20 protein-coding genes and 1 pseudogene are annotated in these 21,378 nt (G+C 33.3%); 13 read left to right on the top strand and 8 right to left on the bottom strand.

Going from position 1 to position 21,378, the window contains the following annotated elements:
* Positions 1-288: 288 nt before the first annotated feature.
* Complete coding sequence (locus QZV03_RS05915; RefSeq protein WP_296874780.1) at positions 289-882, bottom strand: zinc ribbon domain-containing protein; 594 nt, start codon at positions 880-882, stop codon at positions 289-291.
* A gap of 150 nt (positions 883-1,032) precedes the next feature.
* Between QZV03_RS05915 and QZV03_RS05910 the strand changes: the two genes are divergently transcribed.
* The 4 genes from QZV03_RS05910 to QZV03_RS05895 are packed head-to-tail and all read left to right on the top strand — an operon-like array spanning position 1,033 to position 3,999.
* Positions 1,033-2,187, top strand: coding sequence for an amidohydrolase family protein (locus QZV03_RS05910; RefSeq protein WP_296874779.1), 1,155 nt, complete (start codon positions 1,033-1,035; stop codon positions 2,185-2,187).
* Between the two features lie 41 nt (positions 2,188-2,228).
* The gene (locus QZV03_RS05905) at positions 2,229-2,651 is read left to right on the top strand and encodes a universal stress protein (protein ID WP_296874785.1); all 423 of its coding nucleotides are present in this window, start codon (positions 2,229-2,231) and stop codon (positions 2,649-2,651) included.
* A 37-nt stretch (positions 2,652-2,688) separates the two neighbouring features.
* Positions 2,689-3,528, top strand: a complete 840-nt coding sequence (locus QZV03_RS05900; protein ID WP_296874778.1) for a CBS domain-containing protein — start codon at positions 2,689-2,691, stop codon at positions 3,526-3,528.
* A 9-nt stretch (positions 3,529-3,537) separates the two neighbouring features.
* Positions 3,538-3,999, top strand: coding sequence for a hypothetical protein (locus QZV03_RS05895; RefSeq protein WP_296874777.1), 462 nt, complete (start codon positions 3,538-3,540; stop codon positions 3,997-3,999).
* 107 nt (positions 4,000-4,106) lie between these two features.
* Here QZV03_RS05895 and QZV03_RS05890 read toward each other — a convergent pair whose 3' ends face one another.
* Genes QZV03_RS05890 through QZV03_RS05880 form a run of 3 tightly spaced genes read right to left on the bottom strand, consistent with a single transcriptional unit; the run spans position 4,107 to position 6,625 of the window.
* Complete coding sequence (locus tag QZV03_RS05890) at positions 4,107-4,775, bottom strand: TfuA-related McrA-glycine thioamidation protein (RefSeq protein ID WP_296874776.1); 669 nt, start codon at positions 4,773-4,775, stop codon at positions 4,107-4,109.
* Positions 4,776-4,779: 4 nt separating this feature from the next.
* Positions 4,780-5,982, bottom strand: coding sequence for a YcaO-related McrA-glycine thioamidation protein (locus QZV03_RS05885; protein ID WP_296874775.1), 1,203 nt, complete (start codon positions 5,980-5,982; stop codon positions 4,780-4,782).
* Between the two features lies 1 nt (position 5,983).
* Positions 5,984-6,625 carry a site-2 protease family protein gene (locus QZV03_RS05880; RefSeq protein ID WP_296874774.1) on the bottom strand — a complete coding sequence of 214 codons (642 nt, stop codon included), beginning with the start codon at positions 6,623-6,625 and terminating at the stop codon, positions 5,984-5,986.
* A gap of 49 nt (positions 6,626-6,674) precedes the next feature.
* On the opposite strand from QZV03_RS05880, the gene QZV03_RS05875 reads away from it, so the two are divergent.
* On the top strand, positions 6,675-7,691 hold the full coding sequence (locus QZV03_RS05875) for a M24 family metallopeptidase (protein ID WP_394350676.1): 1,017 nt from the start codon (positions 6,675-6,677) through the stop codon (positions 7,689-7,691).
* Here QZV03_RS05875 and QZV03_RS05870 read toward each other — a convergent pair.
* Positions 7,688-8,320 carry a 4'-phosphopantetheinyl transferase superfamily protein gene (locus QZV03_RS05870; RefSeq protein ID WP_296874773.1) on the bottom strand — a complete coding sequence of 211 codons (633 nt, stop codon included), beginning with the start codon at positions 8,318-8,320 and terminating at the stop codon, positions 7,688-7,690. The genes QZV03_RS05875 and QZV03_RS05870 overlap by 4 nt on opposite strands.
* 40 nt (positions 8,321-8,360) lie before the next feature.
* Positions 8,361-8,660, bottom strand: coding sequence for an STAS domain-containing protein (locus QZV03_RS05865; RefSeq protein ID WP_296874772.1), 300 nt, complete (start codon positions 8,658-8,660; stop codon positions 8,361-8,363).
* Positions 8,661-8,845: 185 nt separating this feature from the next.
* Here QZV03_RS05865 and QZV03_RS05860 point away from each other — a divergent pair, with 185 nt between their 5' ends.
* Positions 8,846-9,703: an alpha/beta hydrolase fold domain-containing protein gene (locus QZV03_RS05860; RefSeq protein WP_296874771.1), complete on the top strand. Its 858-nt coding sequence runs from the start codon at positions 8,846-8,848 to the stop codon at positions 9,701-9,703.
* A 1-nt stretch (position 9,704) separates the two neighbouring features.
* Here the strand turns inward: QZV03_RS05860 and QZV03_RS05855 are convergent, their stop codons facing one another.
* Complete coding sequence (locus tag QZV03_RS05855) at positions 9,705-10,748, bottom strand: acyltransferase (RefSeq protein ID WP_296874770.1); 1,044 nt, start codon at positions 10,746-10,748, stop codon at positions 9,705-9,707.
* A gap of 167 nt (positions 10,749-10,915) precedes the next feature.
* Here QZV03_RS05855 and QZV03_RS05850 point away from each other — a divergent pair, with 167 nt between their 5' ends.
* From QZV03_RS05850 to QZV03_RS05830, 5 genes are all read left to right on the top strand, one after another.
* Positions 10,916-11,626, top strand: coding sequence for a DUF4013 domain-containing protein (locus QZV03_RS05850; RefSeq protein WP_296874769.1), 711 nt, complete (start codon positions 10,916-10,918; stop codon positions 11,624-11,626).
* A 29-nt stretch (positions 11,627-11,655) separates the two neighbouring features.
* Positions 11,656-12,498 carry a Cna B-type domain-containing protein gene (locus QZV03_RS05845; RefSeq protein ID WP_296874768.1) on the top strand — a complete coding sequence of 281 codons (843 nt, stop codon included), beginning with the start codon at positions 11,656-11,658 and terminating at the stop codon, positions 12,496-12,498.
* Positions 12,499-12,677: 179 nt separating this feature from the next.
* A complete protein-coding gene (locus tag QZV03_RS05840; RefSeq protein ID WP_296874767.1) occupies positions 12,678-14,108 on the top strand; it encodes a TrkH family potassium uptake protein in 1,431 nt (476 codons plus the stop codon).
* 91 nt (positions 14,109-14,199) lie between these two features.
* A complete protein-coding gene (locus tag QZV03_RS05835; RefSeq protein ID WP_296874766.1) occupies positions 14,200-14,655 on the top strand; it encodes a type II secretion system F family protein in 456 nt (151 codons plus the stop codon).
* Between the two features lie 503 nt (positions 14,656-15,158).
* Positions 15,159-16,700, top strand: a complete 1,542-nt coding sequence (locus QZV03_RS05830; RefSeq protein WP_296874765.1) for an alpha/beta hydrolase fold domain-containing protein — start codon at positions 15,159-15,161, stop codon at positions 16,698-16,700.
* Positions 16,701-16,713: 13 nt separating this feature from the next.
* Here QZV03_RS05830 and QZV03_RS05825 read toward each other — a convergent pair whose 3' ends face one another.
* Positions 16,714-20,316, bottom strand: a complete 3,603-nt coding sequence (locus QZV03_RS05825; RefSeq protein ID WP_296874764.1) for a C1 family peptidase — start codon at positions 20,314-20,316, stop codon at positions 16,714-16,716.
* 79 nt (positions 20,317-20,395) lie between these two features.
* Here QZV03_RS05825 and QZV03_RS11275 point away from each other — a divergent pair.
* A pseudogene (locus QZV03_RS11275) lies at positions 20,396-20,728 on the top strand (potassium transporter TrkG); the annotation flags it as partial.
* A 61-nt stretch (positions 20,729-20,789) separates the two neighbouring features.
* Positions 20,790-21,338, top strand: coding sequence for a potassium transporter TrkG (locus QZV03_RS05820; protein ID WP_296874763.1), 549 nt, complete (start codon positions 20,790-20,792; stop codon positions 21,336-21,338).
* Positions 21,339-21,378 lie beyond the last annotated feature (40 nt).

Genomic DNA, 21,378 nt, shown 5'->3' with positions numbered 1-21,378 from the left:
GCTCTCTCATTTGATTTAAATATTACTAAAATTAAAATAATAGATAACAATCAACTTAATTCATTAAATTTTCAACGATAGCCAAGTTGAAATAAAAAAATGATTTAAAAATTGATTGTTGAACCTTAGGGACTAGGGGGATAGCACGGTAATTCTATACTCATTAGAGTATACAGCCCGTGAAGTAAGAATCCTCAACTTCCATAAGTTGAGGTAGTTCAATCAAACCGCTGAGAAAATTCGATGGTAAAGTAGGTGCAAAATGCATCTATATTTTTCCTATTTTTTTTAATTATTGTACAGATATTCTTTAATATTTATACCGCAGGAAGGACATTCCTCTTCGCCGATTTTAAGTCTATTTTTACATTTAGGGCAGAAGTTAAGCTGAACCTTGTATTCTTTGGTCTGATCAATAACAATGTTGACTTCAATTTTCTGGGTAATGTTGGTTTTCAGGACATTCATGTCCCAGTTGTTGTCCATTAGAAGTTTCTTATAATAGAATGCCTCAGTCATTGAATCGTAGTTTCCAATGATTTCATCACCCTTTTGAATATAAAATTTCTTGATTTTATGGTTGAATAGAATTTCACCTTCCCTTTCGGTTTTGTTAACTTTGGTCCCCTTGATTCTGCCTTTTGGTCTTTTTTCGGGAAATGGTGGCAATTCCATGGTTTCGTACTTGTTTTCAAGGTCACATTCAACAAGCAAATCATAATCGAAATTACAAAAAAACAGTGCATCCCTTTCATATAGTGCATCGGATAATTTTGAAAACTCTCCATAGTCTTTATTGTTATATTTAACTCTGTATACATTGCCGGTTTTAACGATATTCCTGTAAAAGTATCTTATTTCCTGAGAGTTAATATAAATCACCCTGATGGCTTTAAAAATTAAGTAACAGTTGACTCATGAGGTTAAAAGTTTCTATTTGAACCTATGGGTTTTACATTTATATTATTGATTTTTGAATTAAATAAAGTTAATCCAAAAATACTTTAACAACAAAAATTAGAGTTTACTTTAATGTTTACTATATCAAATGGGATTATTTTAAAAGGCCAAAATTTGACTCCGGTTCGTGAAAATATCGTTGTGGATGACGGCAAAATCATTGAGATTTCAAAGGATGCGAAAGAAGGAAAAATAATCGACATTGAAGGCGCTTATGTTTGTCCCTCTTTTATCAATGGCCATATTCACATTGGAGATTCAATAATCAAGGATGAGGGGTATGGTTTGACATTAAGTGAAATGGTCAAGCCCCCTAATGGTGTAAAGCATCGTGCATTGGCCAATGCTTGTGATGAGGATTTAATTGATGCAATGAAACAGTCCATGTGGGATATGGTAAACTCAGGTACAAGTCATTTTATTGATTATCGCGAAGGTGGAATAAAGGGAGTAAAACTTTTGAGAAAATCCTCAAAGGACATTCCAATCAAACCGGTTATTCTGGGTCGTGACGATAGTTTTTATGGAGACGATCCAGATTTGGCTAAGGTTAAAACCGCAATTAGAAAACTTCTTAAGGTTGCTGACGGTATTGCTCCAAGCGGTTTTGGTGAAATAACAACGGATGTTGCTAATTTGATAGTTGAAGAGTGCAATAGACAGGGCAAGATTTCATCAATCCATGTTGCGGAATCAGAATCCAATCAAATTGAGTCTTTAAATGAGAATAAGGTGACTGAAATTGCTAGGGGGGTAAAAACCAATTTCAATCAGCTGGTTCACTGTACCAATCCCAAAAACAATGACATCGACCTAATTGCAAACTCAAATCAGAATGTTGTTGTTTGTCCAAGAGCAAATGCGACATTAAACGTTGGTGTGGCGCCCTTAAATAAAATGCTCAATTTAGGTGTTAAGCCATTGCTTGGTACTGACAATGTTATGCTTAACTCCCCAAATATGCTTAGGGAATTGGAATTTTCATTAAAACTCATGTCTGTTTATTACAAGAGTTATATCAATCCTATTGAATTGGTTAAAATGGCAACAACCAATATTTGTGGATTTGACATCAACAAAATTGTTGAAAAATCGATGATTTTAGAGGATAATTTTGCGGAATTTTTCATTTTCAAATCTTTTTCTAAAAATCCTTACCTTAATATGTGTAATCGTCTAGAAACGAAAAATATATTATATATCATAAACAAAAGAGTTAATGTATAATATCATGGATATAAATCTATATATTATGGGAGATGTTAATGATGTATAAAAGAATATTGGTCCCTACTGATGGATCAGAATTTGCAAAAAAAGCTCAAAAACATGCTTTGTTTTTAGCAAAGGTTAGTGGAGCTGAAATAATCGCTGTGAGTGTCACAGAAAACAATTTTGTTAACGGACTTCCATTGGATGATGAAGTATACCAGTTAAATCAAATTCTAAAGGAAAGATCAGAAGAGAATCTCAAGGAATTTGATGAATTGAATGTTGATGATTTAAAGATTACTCATGTGATTAGAGAAGGTTCTCCGGCTAAAGTAATATTGGAAGTTGCTGGAGAGGAAGATGTCGATTTAATCGTTATGGGTAGTTCTGGTAAATCTGGCTTCGATAGATTTATTATGGGCAGTGTAGCAGACAAGGTTGTAAATTCAGCCAAATGTGCAGTGCTCGTTGTACATTAATTTACATTATATATTAAATTTATTAAAGGTGTTTTTTATGTTAGTTAAAAGAACAATGTCTAAAAATGTTGTAAGCGTTTCCGTTCCAGGTAATCGTGAAAAAGTTTTAGACTTAATGAGAAAAGAAAACAAAGCAGTTCTTCCTGTTGTTAAAGAAGATACTGACATTTTAGTAGGACTAGTAACTCGTTCTGATTTAATTAATAATCCTGATGAAGAGCAAATTGCAATGTTAATGAGCAGAGACTTAATCACAGTTAAACCTGGTGATGATGTAGTGGATGCTGCTCGTGTAATGATGGAAAATGATGTAAGAAGAGTTCCTGTTGTAAATGATGATGGCGAATTAGTGGGAATAATCACTTCATTTGACTTGGTATCAAAAGCTTTAACTAAAATTGAAATAAATGATGCTGTTGAAGATTATATGATTACTACTGTTCCAACTACATGGGAAAAAGCTCCATTAAACGTTGCATTTGAAACCATGAATCAATTCGGATTAAAATCCGTTTTGGCTTTAGATGATGAAGCAAAATTATCAGGTATTTTAACTGAAACTGATTTTATTTCAGAAATTGAAATCATCTCTGAAAGAAGTGAACACAGTTCTACTGTTGGAACTGAAGGAGATAAATGGTCATGGGACAGTACTTCCGTATTGTACATTGAGAAAAACAGTTTAAAGTTCACTGATAAAGTTGTAGCTGATGTGGCTGTTGGAAATGTGGAAGTTGCTAATTCCAAAACCAAAGTTTCAGACTGTGCTAAGAAAATGAAAACCTTAAACATTGAGCAGATTCCTGTAATTGGTGTTGAAGGTGACTTGGTCGGTCTTGTAAGAGCTTGTGATTTAATCAAAGCATTAGTTGAATAATGGGATAAAATGGCTGTTAGTCCAGTTTTACTTGTTAAAGCAGATGAAAGTACAGTTCGTGTTCGGGCAAGATTATATGATGATTTTTCTGAACATGATATTGTATTAAACTCTGTATTGACTTATTGGTGGGCTAATAACTTACCCCCTGCTTTAAAATTTTTAGAGCTTCTTGATTCTGCAATAAAAAGAACCATCAATGAGATAATGCCTCATAAAATATTGAATCTGAAATATGATATCAAGGCTAATGAGGTATTGGAAAAGGCGTCCGAAATCGAAATAGATTTGATTTCAGTTGTGGCAGATGATGTTGGCTTTAAATTAGAAAATTCCAAGATTTGTCTAAATGGCATTAGAAAAGTTGAGGATGATTTCGAACCGAAGGAATTTTCAACCAGTTTTGAGCATATTCTTGAAACACCAGATATTGTTTTGAAAAAGTATAGGGAAATGCAATCCCAACAATAATTTCTCATTAATTTAATTAACCTTTCACTATTTTTAATTAATTTTTTTAAAAAAAGTTTTCATTTAATGAATTGTAATTTCATTTAAATGAATTCAATACTTGAATTTTAAAGATTGTTTTCGTTGCGGATATATTCTTTAATGCAATTCAACAATTCTTTTGCATCCTGTTTTTTGATGTCCTCATTTTCACGAATGAAATTGATCAATTCACTTTTTTTATCATTGCTTAAGCCTGATTTGCTTAGGGTGTCGGCATAATTTCTTTTTGGATAAAAAGTGGATTTTGCAATGTCTGATAATTCATCCTTTTCGCTTTGGGTTAGGATATTTTCCGAAACCGCATTTTCAAAAACATAATTCATGCTGATTAGAGGAACTGACAGTGCTTCTAAGCTTTCACTATCCAGCATGACTGCAACATCATCATCGGAATCTATTGCTCCGCTTGCATACTGATTATAGCAATATCCAACACCGACCATGCCCAGACTATCCAATTCAGAAGCCCTTAAAGCTCCCATGCTTGAAGCTCCAAATACTTTTATACCAGCATTTATTGCTCCCAATATTTCTTTGTGGCCTACTGCGGAGTTTTGATGAAAAACACCATCAATTATTGCGATGATGTCAGGATTTTCCTTTAAATCTATGCCCAGGTCTCCTCTTTTGATGGGTCTTTTATATATTACTTCAACATCATCATCCGAATCAAGTATTTCCTTTGCTTCATCAAAAGGTAGGGATAGTCCAGTATAAATTATAATCTTTACCATATGATCAGACTCTTAAAAATCTATATCCTGCACGGCTTTGGTCGAGTGTATATAATTCCATTTCAGGAATAACGACACGAACGACGCTTACATCAAGTTCAGGGCGTGTCAAGTCATGATATAATACATGTTTTATTTCATTTGAGGTCAGTTCATTTTTGACAATTTCCAAATCCTCATTGATTGATGTTGTTGATTTGTTTTCAATGTCTGAAAGGCTGATTTGTTCCTCTTCTTGTTTAAAGTAATACTTGTTGATTCTTTTCATCCTTTCATAACCTGCTTCACGTGCAAAGTCTGCCCTGACCGTATCCTCACGGGCACCGTTGATTTGTGTTGCTCTGCTTTGGGCAACTTCTGTCAATGCCCTTAGGATTGCAACTTCGGGGTCAAGGTGGGTTCCTATGCCCAAGGTAAGTAATCCAGCATCACGTGTAACGGTATCGTCTGCGGAAGCAGCAATGGTTGGAACATCGATGTCTGCAGTGAAATCCATCAGTTTAATGTTTATTCCATTTGATGTGAATTTTTCAATGGTTTCATTGATAGTTTCACTTTCAATTGTGTCTAAATCAATCTGTGAATAGTTTTTATGGGTCAACTCGAAAATGCTCCATGCATCACGTTCTATAACTTCAAAAATACCATGCAAGATTGCCTCTTCCAGGATATTTCCTGATGCAAGTCCATTTGTATTTGACTTGAACAGACTTTCAACGTTGTTGTCATGTGTGTATGGGTGGTAAATCGCATTTGTTGGGATATAATAGTCCTTATCTGTAATTAAATCATGCGCCATGCTCCATTCCAATCTGATGTCTGAAATATCCTTTTTTTCAAATTCCTTTGGCAGGTTCAGGGATTTCGGATCGATGTAATTCCCCTTGGCAGATATTTCATTTACGCTAGAGAGTATTATCTCATCGCGGTCCTGTCTTTCTGCAGAGTATCTTTCAAATCCTTCCATCATGGCAGAGGCCTTTGCATGGTCTTTGGAAATTCCTTTTCCACCATAAACGCTAACTCCACCATATTCTGCGGTAGGTCTGATTGCAGTATAGACTGGAAGTCCTATGCGGTCCAAATCGGTAATGTCTGCAATACGGGTTATTCCGGCAGTCTTTAATTTGTCTTCATTAATTTCAATTGTTTTTTTAGGAGCTATTACTCTGTGAGTTCCCTTAAAATATGTTAATTCTTCTGACATGTTACATTCCCAAAATCATTCTAACTATATTTTCAACACCGATTGTCATTGAAGCGGCGGTCAATATTCCTGCGATAGCGATTGTAACAATCCAAATTCCGAAATTCCATGTAAGAACTTTAGATCCATCTAAGTTTCCAATTGGCAGTAAGTTAAACACAGCTAAAAAACTGTTAACTGAATATCCTGTCGCACAAATGATGAATATCAATAGTGAATTGCTTGATGTGAATGCGGATTGATATACTGAAGTTGCTAATGCTAAAAATACTAATGCAAGAATAATGTTGACAATTGGTCCGGCAATTGAGATTTTGCCGTTTATTTCATCAGTCATGTAGTTTGCATATGTATAAACCGCACCTGGTGCAGCGAATACGAACCCGAAAAATGATGTGACAAGTGCAAATATCAGTCCTTGAGGCCATAATTTAAATTCGGCCCAGTAACCGTATTTCATTGAAACAAATTTGTGTCCAAGCTCGTGTAGGATAAATCCTGCACCCACACCTACCATAACAATCGGAAGAATTGATAAAACTGCATTTGAATCTCTTCCACCATTCACTATTGCAAAACATAGTGAAATGACGAAAAATGCAATTAGTAAATCTCTTACTTCACTGGCTGTAAATTTAAACATAATTTTAAAATATCTAATTTTATATATAAAGATTTTTCTAATTATTACTATGGACTTGCATATAACCAATATAATAAATGATTTGAAAAATGATGATTTCGATGCTTATTTGCTAACACAATTTACCAATGTGGAATATATTTCTAATTATAAACCTACCAGTTTTGCATTTTGCATAATAAAGGAAAATCCTATCATCTATGCTTCTGGTATGGATATGGAATTGGCTAGGAATAATTCCTCAATTGAAGTTAAGGAATACGAATCCTATGATGTTATGATTAATGAGCTAAAAGATGATGGCATTAAAAGTTTGGCAATTGAGCCAACACTTCCATACAGTACTTATGTTAGATTCAGGGATGATTTTACAATCGATTCAAAGACATACATTGACAAACAACGCATGATCAAAACCCCTGCCGAGATTGAAAAGATTACCCGAGCTACAGAAATTGCCCAGAAGTCATTTCTGCAATTGGATATATTGAACAATAAAAGCACTGAAAAAGAAGTTGCCTTTGATTTGGTCCGCCACATGATTGAAAATGGAGCCTCTAAAGAATCATTTGACACAATCGTAACAAGCGGTGCGGAATCTAGCCTTCCTCATACAATACCTCAGGATAAAAAATTGACACAACCAATATTGATTGATTGGGGGGCGATTTATGAAGGGTACTGCTCTGACAATACCAGAACAATGGTTTATACTGAAAAACAGCAGGAAATATGGGACATTGTTGCCGAATCACATGATAAGGCCATTAAAGCAATCAAACCTAGAATGAAATGCTGTGAAGTTGACAAAGTTGCAAGGGATATAATTGCAGATTATGGCTATGGTGACAGGTTCATTCACTCAACAGGTCACAGTTTAGGTTTGGACATTCATGAAACTCCAGGATTTTCCATGCGCGATGAGACAATAATTGAAGAGGGCATGGTTATTACAGTGGAGCCTGGAATATATCTTGAGGGTGAATTTGGTGTACGTCTGGAAGATACTGTATATATCTCCCGCAAGGCCAATGTCATTGGCGATTTGCCTTTGAATATTGACTAAATCAGGTCATCGACTGAGTATTTGGTAAAATTTTTAACATCATATTTTGAGCAAATTGCGAGTTTGTAATCTTCAATGTCAAAAAGGTTAAACTTCAATTTGTTCTTATCATTTTTTAGGGATATTTCATCCTTTATGATGATTTCAAAGCTATCAAGTTCAAGGTTAAATCCCAAACCAGTATATTTCATATAGCTTTCCTTTAAAACCCAATAATTGAAAAATTCGTTTGAGGGATTGTCGGATTTAATGATGCTATCATATTCGCTGTTGTAAAAGTAATTTTTGGCAATGTCTAAATCAATGGTTGGGTCATTGTATTCCACATCGACTCCGACTTCCGTATCGGATATTGCACATGCAACCATGCTTCCTGAATGGCTTAAATTAAAGTGAATGTTTTCATAGTTGGAGATATAGGATTTGCCGTATTTTTCTGTTTTAAAAATAGGTTTTATGATGTCTTCTTCACTAAGTAATTTTTCTAAAAGCAGATATGCTCCGCTACTTAGCTTTTTGTCTTTAATGAATCTAAAATAGTCCACCTTTTCTTTCCTATTTTGTGGAAGTAGAGGATATGCTTTGGCTAAATCCAAGTTTTCAACATTACAATAGGCTAGCTTGATCATTTTTAATTTTTAAATATGGAAGGGTTTGAATAAATTGAATTTATTCAATGTTTAATATTTTATCGAAACCGGACATTCTGAAAATTTCATTGACAATATCGTTGACATTTTTTATGGCCATTGGTATGTCATCGTTTTTTAATTTTTTCTGAGTACTGATTAATACACGCAGTCCTGCACTTGAAATATATTCTAAATCGGTTAAATCTAATACTAATGAATCAAAATTGCCCATTTCATCATTTATTTCTTTTTCTAAGGTCTGTGAGGTAATTGTATCTACACGACCTATGATAAATAAAGTTAATTCATTTTCAGCATAATTTTTTTCAATATCCATTTTTATCACATTGAGGTAGGTTCATAATTTTAAATATTATAACTTATAATTTTGTATTTTAAGCGATATATATTTTCTATTATTGTATACTGCCTGTATAATGGTTCTTATTATTTGATGTGTCTTCAAGTAATTTTTTAATTTTTTCAAAACAGTTATATGTTTTTAAAGTTATAGGTTAATTGATGAGTGATGGGAAATCTTTTATTGCAAAAATTGAAGAATCAATTTTGAAATTTACAAAACCCGATTACATGGACAATCAGGGTAAAGTAATCGAGTTTTTATCAGATAAACAACAAAACACCGAACCTGTCAAAAGTATCTTTAAAAGCATAAATTTTAATGGCATGCAGGTTTTCGCATTTGGAAACAAAAATGCCAAAAACACAATTGTATACATACATGGCGGTGCCTATGTCAATGAAATCAACTATCAGCATTATTTATATTGCAGGCAGCTGTCACGAAAATTGGATGCCTATGTCCTGGCACCGGTTTACCCGCTTGCTCCTCATCACAAAGCGGCAGAAACTTTTGAGTTAGTTACTAAATTTTATGAAAGTTTACAGCAAACTCATTCCAATATCATTTTGATGGGGGATTCCGCCGGTGGAGGATTCATACATTCGTTCTGCCAATATCTAAAAACAATTAATCTCCCTCAGCCTAATCATATAATTACATTTTCTCCCTGGGTTGATGTTTCAATGAGTAATGTGCCATATGACAGTGAAAATGATCCGATTTTAGGTGAAATTGGTTTAAAGGAAATTGGAAAATCATGGGCTGGAGAGTGGGACACTAAAGATTATAAGGTAAGTCCGATTTATGGGGATAATGAGGGACTTCCTAAAACACTAATTTTTGCAGGAACAAATGAAATCTTTTACAATGACATTAAAAACTATGTTGAAAAACTTAAAAGGGACAATGTTGATGTAAAATTCATCACCGGTAACGGACTGTTCCATATCTATCCGATGTTTCCCATACCTGAGGCAAAAGAAGCTTTTAAAGAAATAAAAAAAGAGATAATGTAGATTATCTCATATATAAAATAAATTTACCAAATTTCGGGATTCTATAGATAATCGCAGCTGCAATGTAGCTTAAAACTATTAATAAAATCCAAAGAACTATGGCCTTTGCAGGTTCTGTCAGTGGCAGTTGGACGATAACCGGAAGCAATGGCAGTCTAAACAAGTTATGTATTAAAAATACTGCAAAGGAATATTTAGATAATATTGTAACAAATGGAAATGCCCTTACATGTTTTACCCTTGAACATAACTCGAACAATGCTAATGATCCAATTAAAATGAATGGGAACTCATACCATAAGAAGAAATCATATCCGCGAGTAAATGCATAGTACTGGAACAATACACAAATTAAAAATGACACGATTGCTAAAATACCAAAACTTCTTGAGGAATATTTCTTGTAGAAACCTTTTTTAACCAAATATCCCAAAATGATATAAATTCCGTAGACTCCTCCACTAAATCCTAAACTGAACTGTATGGAAACATTTTTAATGCCTTGCATGTCAAGTAAAAGTGTTATGAACGGAACTACAAACGCCAAAATTGAAAACAGAATCAAAGCACTGTTAATTGTTTTTGTGTTGTAGTTTTTAATGGCACTTGCGGCAAACGGCATTGAAAGATACATTCCAATAATCATCGGCATATACCACATATGGCTAAAGAATAAGTTTCCCCCTTCAGTAAAATTGACCTGGCTACTTCCGGTAACAACAAGCTGCAGGCTAAGTGCATAAATTACAGTCCAGATAACAGTAACCACTATCAGGCTTTTTACATTTTTTGACCAAAACTTATTCACACGTTCATCATCATAGGATCTGTCAAGCAACAGATAACCTGTTATCATTAAAAAGAATGGAACTCCTATACGTCCAATAAATAGTGATATGAATTGGAAAATTCTAGAATATACACCAAAATGCATCATGGAATCAGATGAGATGATATAAATTCCGTCGGTTGCATGGATGTATAGTACAGTTAGAATTGCAATTGCGCGCACAAGGTCTATCCATTCAACTCTAGTTTTTCCCATTAATTTCTCCTCGCATTATTTACATTTTAAATATTTGTTTATAATTAATTATATACTTTTTTTATATTTTTCTTTAAAAAATGAATGTTTTAAATATTATTAAGGCATAAAATATTAATAACTCATAATATGGGTTTTAAAAATTAAATTTAAAGGAGACTAAAAAAATGGAATTAGGTGAAATTATAACTGATGCTTTATCATACCCTTTACAGAACATTAAAGCATTAGTCATATATGTTATTTTAGGAATAATCTTAGGTATTGCTGTTGCAGGAACTCTGGCAGGAGTAATGGTAGGGGCTGCAGCTAGAAATGCATTTGCACTTGTAGGATCAGGAATAATTGGTCTTGTTATTGCATTAGTCATATCATTTGTTATTACAGGATATCAATTGGATATAACAAAATACGGTATTGACAGAAGAAACGATGCACCTGGAATTGACTTTGTAAGACAATTTGTCAATGGTGTAAAATATTTGGTTGTAAACGTTGTTTATTTAATTGTTCCAATCGTTATCTCAGCTATTTTGTCAGTAATCTTCCAACACTGGATAGTTATGGTTGTTTCTTTCATATTAGGTATTGTATTTTCATTAGCATTAATGATGGGTCAATGCAGATTGGCTAAAACTGAAGACTTAGGATTTGCTTTAGCAATTGGTGATGCTATTGGAGATATCTCAAGAATAGGTCTTGCAAAAGTATTAGCATTCATTATTCTTATTGCAGTTATTGCATTCATATTATTCTTCATTGCAGGAATTATTGTACAATGGAATGCCACTGTTGGAGGAATCATATTCGGTATTTTAGCTGTATATCTTGTATTCTTCAATGGTAGAGCAACCGGTTTATTATACTCTGATGTATAAATAAACCTAATATTTTTTTGGAGGTTCACATGTATAAAAAATTGTTTGCAATACTTATCATTGCAACTTTTTTAATAGTATCTGTGGGCGTTATTTCAGCGGCTGAGGATTCCATTCCAGTTAAAATCGTATGGGATGGTAACAGTAATGACAGACCTAGTAGTGTTACTGTAAATCTTATTGAAGATGGTGTTGTTGTTGACTCTGCTCAATTAAGTTCAGGCAATGGGTGGAAAACTACTTTTAAGGTGGATGATGATGGACACTATCAGGTTACTGTGGAAAGCGGGTCTGATTATTTATCAAGGGTTTATGGTAATGCTAAAAGCGGATTTGTAATTAAAAGTCACGTAATTAAGAGTGATGTTTTAAGTAATGATGATGACTCTTCTTCTGATAAAAGTACTTCATCTGATAGTGATTCTTCAAAAACAGGCACTCCTGCATCTGACAAAAGTCTTTCAGATTCAGATAATTCTGTATCTGATATTGGTACTCATATAAATGGATCAAGTCCTTTAACTGCTGATGATTCCAATGGTACTAAGGATGACAATTCTATTAGTGATGATACTAATGGAACAGATGATGCAAATTCTACTGATGATTCAACTGACAATTCAACAGATGACTCAAAGTCTAGTGATGATTCTAAAGATAAGTCAACTAAAAAAGATTCAAAAACAACAACCAAAACCACTAAAACTACTGAAACTACAAAAATTGCATCTTCTACAAAAATAATCAAACAGGATAAGAAAAAACCAGAAAATACAACAAAATCTAAAATGAACCATACAGGTTTTCCAATACTTGTTTTGATTATTGCAGTATTTGCAGCGATATTCATTCCATTAAATCGTAAAAGATAATTAAGTAGATGAAATCATCTACTTTTTTTATTATTTTTTTTTTAAATCGTTTTTAATTTTATACAATTTTTTTAAATAACTTCCATTATTTCTTATTTTCATGTAAAATATAATTTACTCAAACATTTATATGTCTCTTCGATTAATATTGTAATAGCATTAAAATGTAGGTTGTTAATATGAGGTATATTAATAAGAATGATGTTTTAATCATTATTAGGAATATGGGATTATTAATGATTGGAATCGGGTTAATGTGTCTTGTTCCAATTATCATTGATTTTGTATATCTCGAAGGTAATGCAATTTATTTTCTTATGCCTGCATTGATATCCATTTATCTGGGTTTGATTGTTAGATATAGTTTGAATAAACCTGGAATTAATAAAGTGCGTGTAAAACATGCTATGTTGATATCTTCCCTGTCATGGCTCTGGGCAGCTCTTGTTTGTGGCGTAATACTTTTTCTTGCAACAGATATCGGTATTGTGGATAGCCTTTTTGAAAGCATGTCTGCCCTGACTGGAAGTGGAATTACAATATATCCTGATGTTGAATCCTTGCCTAATAGTGTATTGTTTTTCAGAGGATTTCAACAATGGATTGGTGGTTTGGGGGTGGTTGTTATGATAATATCAATTTTTTCAAAACCGGGTTCCGTATCGTCAAAATTATACCAGTCCGAAGCTCGTGAGGATAGGCTCAGGCCATCAACCCAATCAACCCTAAAGGAATCTGTAAAAATCTATTTAATATATACAGTATTTGGAATCATACTGTATGTGCTTGCAGGAATGCCTCTTTTTGATTCTATATGTCATACATTCAGTGTCATTTCAACAGGGGGTATGAGTACAAAGAATGCAAACATTGGATTTTACCATGATGATATCATCTATTTCATCACGATGATTTTAATGATTTTGGGTGCAACAAGCTTTTTGGTTCACTTTAGAATTATTAAAACCCGTGGGAGGTCTTTAATTCATGATTTGCAATTTCAGGTAATGATTTGTTTGATAGCGGTTTCAACATTGCTTATATATTTCACCTCACAAATCACTCCAATGGATAATTTATTTGTTGTGGTTTCTGCGATTACAACCACTGGATCAAGTATTCAAAGTTCAACTGTTATGGGCGGATGGCCTCCATTTGCAATATTCATTATGATGGTATTGATGCTTATTGGGGGTTCCAACGGGTCTACTGTTGGTGCACTTAAATTGATGAGGGTTATTACATTTTTTAAGAGGTTATATAAAAGTTTGCGTGAGATATGGTCTCCTAAGGGTAGTGTTTTTACAATGAACATGTCCGGTGAAAAACTAAAGGATGATGTTGCAGCTCAAAGCGGGAACTATATCACTCTTTATTTAATGTGTATATTGATAACATGGTCGTTGTTATGCTTATATGGGCATGATGCTTTTGATTCCTTGTTTTTTTCAATGTCCATGCAGGGGAATGTCGGTTTGGAGATTGGGCAGATGTCACAAACAATTGAATGGCCATTAAAGATTGTGGGCATATTCAACATGTGGATGGGAAGGCTGGAAATTTACCCTGTATTGATTACATTAAGGGCATTTTTTGAAGTCTTCAAATGATTATTTTTTAAAATTAATATTGTTTTTGTATTGTAAAATTGATTTGAAAGACAACCAACACTTTATATAGTTCTAAATATAATTTTATTTTATGAAATTTAGAATAGTTAAAGATTTGGCATTAGTTGTTGACAATATTGTTCCAGACAAGTATTTGTCTAAATTGCAGGAATTTTTATTAACTGGTGCGATTTTTACAGATGCAAGCCAAGTTTTAGTTTTGCTTATGATTTTCATAGGTGTAAGTGAAATAGTACTTGGCATATCAATTGCTTATGCAAATTTGCCATTATCTGTTTTAATCGTTCCATTTTTTATTGTTCCGGGTCTTTTCACTTATGTTATCGTACAACAGGAGAGAAGAGCGCAGGAAATTGAGAGGACTGCTCCGGACTTTTTAAGACAGTTGACTTCAATGCTGCAGGTTGGACTCAGTTTCGAAAATGCAATGGAGGACATGTCACAGTATGGACAGGGGCCGATGTACGATGAAATGATACGATGGTGCTTCTCATTTCAGAAGGCTTTATATATTATAGGGTGCTAGATTTTTGAGTTGTAAAAAACTATCATTTTGTTATTATTTTTCTTATTTTCACATATATTTTTACTTTAATTCCTAGCCCACAATTTTTAAAATTGTTAAATAAAAAAACGGCACCAATTAGTAAATAAATTTAAATATAATGAGCAACAAATGGTTTATTAGTGATTTAACATGTTGCTAGGATTAAATTATACTAAAAGATGCCGTAAATTTAGATTGTTGGACAAAGTATTTATAAATATCGATGATAAAAAGAACAGACACATATTCAGTGAAAATGGGATAAAAAACATTAAAATGATGATTACATGCATAAAAATTGTTTTTTTAAGTAAATTCTACAATTATCCAGTTCTAGAGTAATTTATGAGATTAACATTGATAAAAGATTAAAAAGATTCCTTAAAATTGGGGACGAAGTTCCGAGTGAGGGACAGATTTATGAATACCTGGGTCGCTATTCTCCTGATCAATACAATAATATTAGCAACAGCTTCTTTAAATTGTTTTTAAAACTAAATAAAAACAATAAAAGGGAGTGGATAGTTGATGCAACCCCAGTAGCTTGCGATATTAATATTCTAAAGAAATACGTGAGTCCTGAACATCTTGAAAAATTAAATTTAGATATGGGTTTTTCAACCACCAAAGGTTATTATATTGGATTTAAAGCCACAGTCGTGTTAGAAAAAGATTCATTATGTCCTATTTCAATTATTATCCATTCTGGTGCGAAAAATGATAGTAAAATTTTTGACGAAGTTTTAGAAGAATTAAAAAGAAGACGCCTTCTTCAAAAAGGACAAGTAATATTATTTGATAAAGGATACTACTCCATGGAAAACTATATTAACGCAATTAACAAGTATAACGTTGTTGCAGTTATATTTCCAAAGCAATACTTCACGATTGAAAAATTAGATGCACGAATGTCCATCACATTGGACATCTTTCACGATGAAAATACATTAGAAAATGAAAAAAGCTTATTTTTAGAATTAACAGCAACATTATATGAAAAACTAGAAAATTGGGAAGAATTAAAACCAACAAGAGGATTAATTGAAGATTTCTTCAAAGTATGCAAAGATGCATTCGGTTTAGGAGAATTCCACTCATATACAGAAAGTTCAATGAGAAGAAACATCTATTTATGCATATTATTATCAACACTAGTCATACAACAAGGATTTGACACAAAAACAAAACTACAACAATTGGCCGAAGGTAGAATAGATTTAGAACCAATTAAACAAAGAAAATCTAAAAAATCAACAAAATCAGAAGAAACAAATGAAAATCAAGAAGTGGGCGAAAAAACTGAAGAACAAACAACACTAAAAATTAAAAAAGAAGAGCAATCAACACTGTTCCATTTGCATAAATCTAGCACCCTATTGTACATACATGGTGGTGCATACGTCAATGAATTGAATTATCAACATTTATTATATTGTCTGAAGCTGTCACGAAAACTGGATGCATATGTTCTACTGCCAGTTTACTCTCTCGCTCCGTTGCATAGCGCAAATGAAACTTATGATATGATTACTCTTTTGTATGAAAAATTAATTTCCAAAAATAATTTGACATTAATGGGCGATTCGGCAGGTGGAGGCTTTGTATTGTCATTCTGCCAATACTTAAAAACAATTGACTTGGCACAGCCAGATAAAATTATAGTATTTTCTCCATGGGTTGACATTTCAATGAGCAACACTCCATATGACAGTGAAAACGATCCGATTTTAGGAGAAGTTGGTCTAAAAGAAATTGGCAAATCATGGGCGGGAGACTTGGGCGCTAAAGACTATCGGGTAAGTCCGATTTATGGAGACAACACAGGACTTCCCAGAACATTAATTTTTGCAGGGACAAACGAAATCTTTTACAAGGACATTAAAAGATATGTTGAAATGCTTGAAAAAGAGAATGTTGATGTGAAATTAGTTGAAGGCGAAGGACTTTTCCATATATATCCTTTATTCCCAATGCCTGAAGCAAAAAAAGCTTTTAAAGAAATAAAAAAAGAGATAATTAAATAAATTATCTCATAATCTATTTTTTAACTTTTACACTTAGTTTAACAGTAGTTTTAAGGTAAGTTACTTGGTATTTGACCTTTTTACCTACTTTAAGTTTTTTCAGTGCAGATTTTTTAATGGTTATTTTTGCAATACCTTTCTTGTTGGTTTTAGCAGTATATTTTTTACCATTGAACTTGAAAGTCAGTTTTTTGTTTTTAATAGGAGATTTTCCTTTTAAGGTAGCTTTAATGACTAGCTTTTTAGCGGATTTTTTAACTTTCACTTTTGTGAGTTTTAAAACCTGTTTCACTTTAACAGTGTTTTTAATGCTTTGGCCTTGATAAGTTGCAGTTAAAGCGTAGGTTCCAGGTTTAACTGTGTTTGGTATATTCAATATTGCATGACCATTACTGTTTGTTTTAACTTTATAGGTTGCCTTGTTTAATTTAATGGTAACGATTTCATTTGCTTTCGCTGGGTTGCCATCATCATCGTATATACGTACTTTAAAGCTTGAACCGTCTGCATAGTACATGTTCACATTTGAGTTTCCGTTGAATCTTGAAACAACTTCTATTGTTGTAACACTTTCCTCTTCTGTTGCAGGATTTTTTAAGATTAATGTGTGTTTTCCAATACTTAAATCATATAAAACTAGGTCAAGTGTTCCATCAATCTCATAAATGGTTTCTGTGTAATTTTTACCGTCCAATATGACTGTTATGTCGCTGCCGAATAATTCAATACCGTCTTCGTCATAGAATGTGGCATAAATGGTTAATGGAGCATTATATCCGATTTTAACGCTGTTAATAACTTCGATGGTATTCATTATCTCAAATCCTTCAATAAAGTCTCCATAATCGATACAGTATGATCCTGGTTCTAGTGTGAAGTTGAATGATGCCTTGTTATCTTTAACAATTGCACTTCCTAATGTTTTACCGTCTTTTGCATTCACAATACTGATTGTTTTTCCATTAGCATTTGAATTAATGGTTATATTGTTATTTTTATAGTATTGTGAGTTGTTTGCACCCGGATTTTCATTTTTAATTGTATATGCTTTAATACATGCGGTTTTGCCGAATTTTCCTAAATCATCAATAGCTCCGTCGGTATAATATGCCATGGACTCTCCTAATTTAAAGTGAATTCTTGTGTCTTCACGCAATGGCAAATTCTTAGCTTGGAATTGGACTGAAAATTTATGGCCTGCATTCACTGCAATCTTTTTGTTTAATTTGATTGTCTCAAATCCTGAGTGGGTTGCAACTCCATCTTGGGAATATACTTCAGAATTGTCCACAAATATTTTTAAAGTGTATTTGTCTCCTGCATTTGCAAAGTATGTTCCAACTGCCGCTATCAATTCATTGTCATTTGCAGTATAAGTGTTGACAAATCTGATAGTTTCTCCTTTATCATTGAAAAATCCTGTGTATCCAATGTCATATTGATATACTGTAGTGTAGTTTTCAGTATTGTTAATTATGTATCCTACACTGTTAGATGTCATGGCAAATGTTTTGTCATAGTATGATACGTAGAAGTATCCGTCTTCACCCCAGTCGGTTCCCCAGCTGTTTTTACAAATCCAAGCGCCGTCACCAGGTGGAGTTATCTTGAAATTGTTTTTTGAATAAGTGTCATCCCATCCGACTAATGTTACAAAGTGATTTCCATAGCCTTCACCATTATAGTATTGTGAATGGGTTGTTGGATTGTAATAATTATTGTTTGCGGAAGCACCATAAAGGTGAACTGTTAAACCACCATATTTAACTAATGCGTCCTTCAATTTATCGTTATCCAATGCAGAAGTACGTGCAGGTATAATAATAGCATCTTGGATGTGATATGATTCGTTTCGAACAAATGCTGCAATGCTTACTTTACCTAGTTCGTCATAATTGTCATATTCAGTTGAAAGAACACTTAACCATCCTAAGAAAAGACCCATTCCGGAAACTGCAAATCCTCCTTCGTTTATAAATCCTGTACCGAATTCACTATAACGTGTTGCAGCACCTTGGATGTTGTTTTCAGATAAGTCAAGTAATATTCCAGTTGCTTTTAAAAATGCAGATTCAAGAGCTCCTGTAGCACCAAATGCCCAGCATGCTCCATTGTTTCCCTGGTCTTTAACAGTACCAGATAACTTATATCCGTTGACTACATAATTACGTAGGTCGAAACTTGAATCTTTTGCAGATGCATTTGTAACAGGGTTTGCAATTAAATTGATTTGCTTTCCTTCATAATTTACTATGGTATTGTAAGCTACTTGATTTCGCAATGTTGTTCCACCATTTAAATTGTTATTGACAAATGAGGAAGCTTGGTTTTCAAAGAAGCTTGCAATAGCGGGCTTATCACCTTTTGTAAAATCACAATTCTTAATGTTGTATTTGCTGTCACGTAAATAAATCGCATCACCATAAGAGCCTGCATAATTATTACTGAATTCATTTGTTGTTATGATACAATTGCTGTCGTCAATGTACAATGCACCACCATAATTGTAAGTAGCATTGTTTTTATTGAATTTGGAGTTACTGATTAATGTGGTTGTGTTTGACAGATACACTGCTCCTCCCATATATTCTGCAATATTATTTACAAAATTAGTTTTAGCTATGTTTAACTTTCCACCTAACTGGAGATAAGCTCCTCCAAAAGTGGAAGAACAATTTTCAAATAATGAATTTGATATTGTCATGGTATTTTCAGGATTGTATTTGACTCCATTAAGATCTGCATAAACTGCACCTGCATTTTTAGCTGATGTGACGTTGATAAAGCTACAACCATCAATTGTTACTGAATTAATTGCTTTAGCTCCAATAGCTCCTGCAGTAGCATTTGCTTTTAGATTAATGAATTTTGAATTTAAAACAGTTAACTTGCTTTTTATTGTGCTTTCTTCGCTGTAGATTGCAGTGGCATATCTTGAAGTCATGTTGGCAAAAATGCTGTCCCTAACGGTCATCATTGAATCATCACCATAAATTAGACTCCAATAGATTTTATTGCTGGTGAATGTTGAATTGTTGATGTCTACTATGCTTTTATATGCATAAATTGACGCGCCGTTTGCAGCATAATTGTTTATGAATTTGTCATGGCTGCTGTAGTAATTACTTTGACCGGCGGATATTGCTGCCCCTGCTATTGGAGCATTGTTGTTTTCAAAGGTTACATTATTTGTACGCAATTCACAATCATTCAGTATTATTGAAGAAGTGTTTGCATTACGCAATTTTAAATTGTTTATAATAAATGTGCCCTTATTTAATTTAAAAATACCTGCTTGATTTTTAGCATCAATCACATGGTTATTACCGTTGATTGTATATGTTCCATCGGGAGCAACATTTAATGTTATTCCATTTTTGAAGGCATCATCTGTCGCATTATTAAATTCGTAATCTGCGACGATATTTAATCCTTCATCGGGACTTTCCCCAATGGCTTTTCCTAAATCACTAAAAGATTTTGGTGAATCAGATATTACGTCGGAATCACTGATTTCTAAACTGTCATCAGTCTGATTAATATCTTCTGCACTAACTGCACTGATACCAATTATCAGAAATATCAATGCGATTATTAGAAATATTTTTCTATTCAAAATTTTTTTCCTCCTATATTTTAACACTAATAATTATATTGATAATTATTTTTAAAATTATGTAAAAATCCATAAAAATATGTATTTTGGCATAGTTTTTGAAAAAATAAGCAAAAAAAGTATAATGTGGGTGTTCAACCCACCTAAAATTTATTTAATCTATACGATTTTAGGGATTGTTTTGTATGTCCTTGCAGGAATGCCAGTTTTCGATTCTGTCTGCAATACATTCAGCATAATCTCAACAGGTGGAATGAGTGTTAAAAATGCCAATATGGGATTTTACAATGATGATTTGATTTACTTCATCACTATCGTCTTAATGATACTTGGCGCAACAAGCTTTCTGGTTCACTATAGGCTAATTAAAACAAGGGGGAAATCATTGGTTCATGATTCGCAATTTAAAGTGATGATTTCCATAATAGCAATTTCAACCTTATTGATTTTTTTTAACTTCGTATATTGTTCCGATGGATATTCTGTTTGTTGTTGTTTCGGCAATTACCACAACCGGTGCAAGCATCCAAAGCTCAACAGTTATGGGAGGATGGCCGCCGTTCACAATATTTATTATAATGGTGCTTATGCTTATAGGGGGTTCTACCGGGTCTACTGTAGGTGCAATTAAATTGATGAGAGTAATTGCATTTGTTAAAGGAATATGCAGGAATATGCGGGAGATATGGTCTCCTGAAGGTAGTGTAGTTCCGTTAGACAGGTCTAATAAAAGCATTACGGAAGATTTAGTGACACAAAGCGGAAACTATATTGCACTCTATTTCCTTTTCATAGTGGTCACATGGGCATTGCTGTGCTTATATGGTCATAATCCATTGGATTCATTGTTTTTCACTTTTTCCATGCAGGGTAATGTTGGCCTTGAAATCGGGCAAATGTCGCAAAACCTTGAATTTCCATTGAAAATCCTGGCGATATTTATCATGTGGGCTGGAAGACTGGAAATTTATCCTATTTTGATTACATTAAGAGCATTCTTTGAAATTTTTAAAAGAAGATGAAATAATCACTTAATATGTTAAAATTTTATTCATTATCATA

This window comes from uncultured Methanobrevibacter sp., assembly GCF_902788255.1.
In the GTDB taxonomy this organism is placed as follows: Archaea; Methanobacteriota; Methanobacteria; order Methanobacteriales; family Methanobacteriaceae; genus Methanocatella.
The sequence above is the reverse complement of the archived record's forward strand: the minus strand, read 5'-3'. Positions and strand labels throughout refer to the sequence as shown.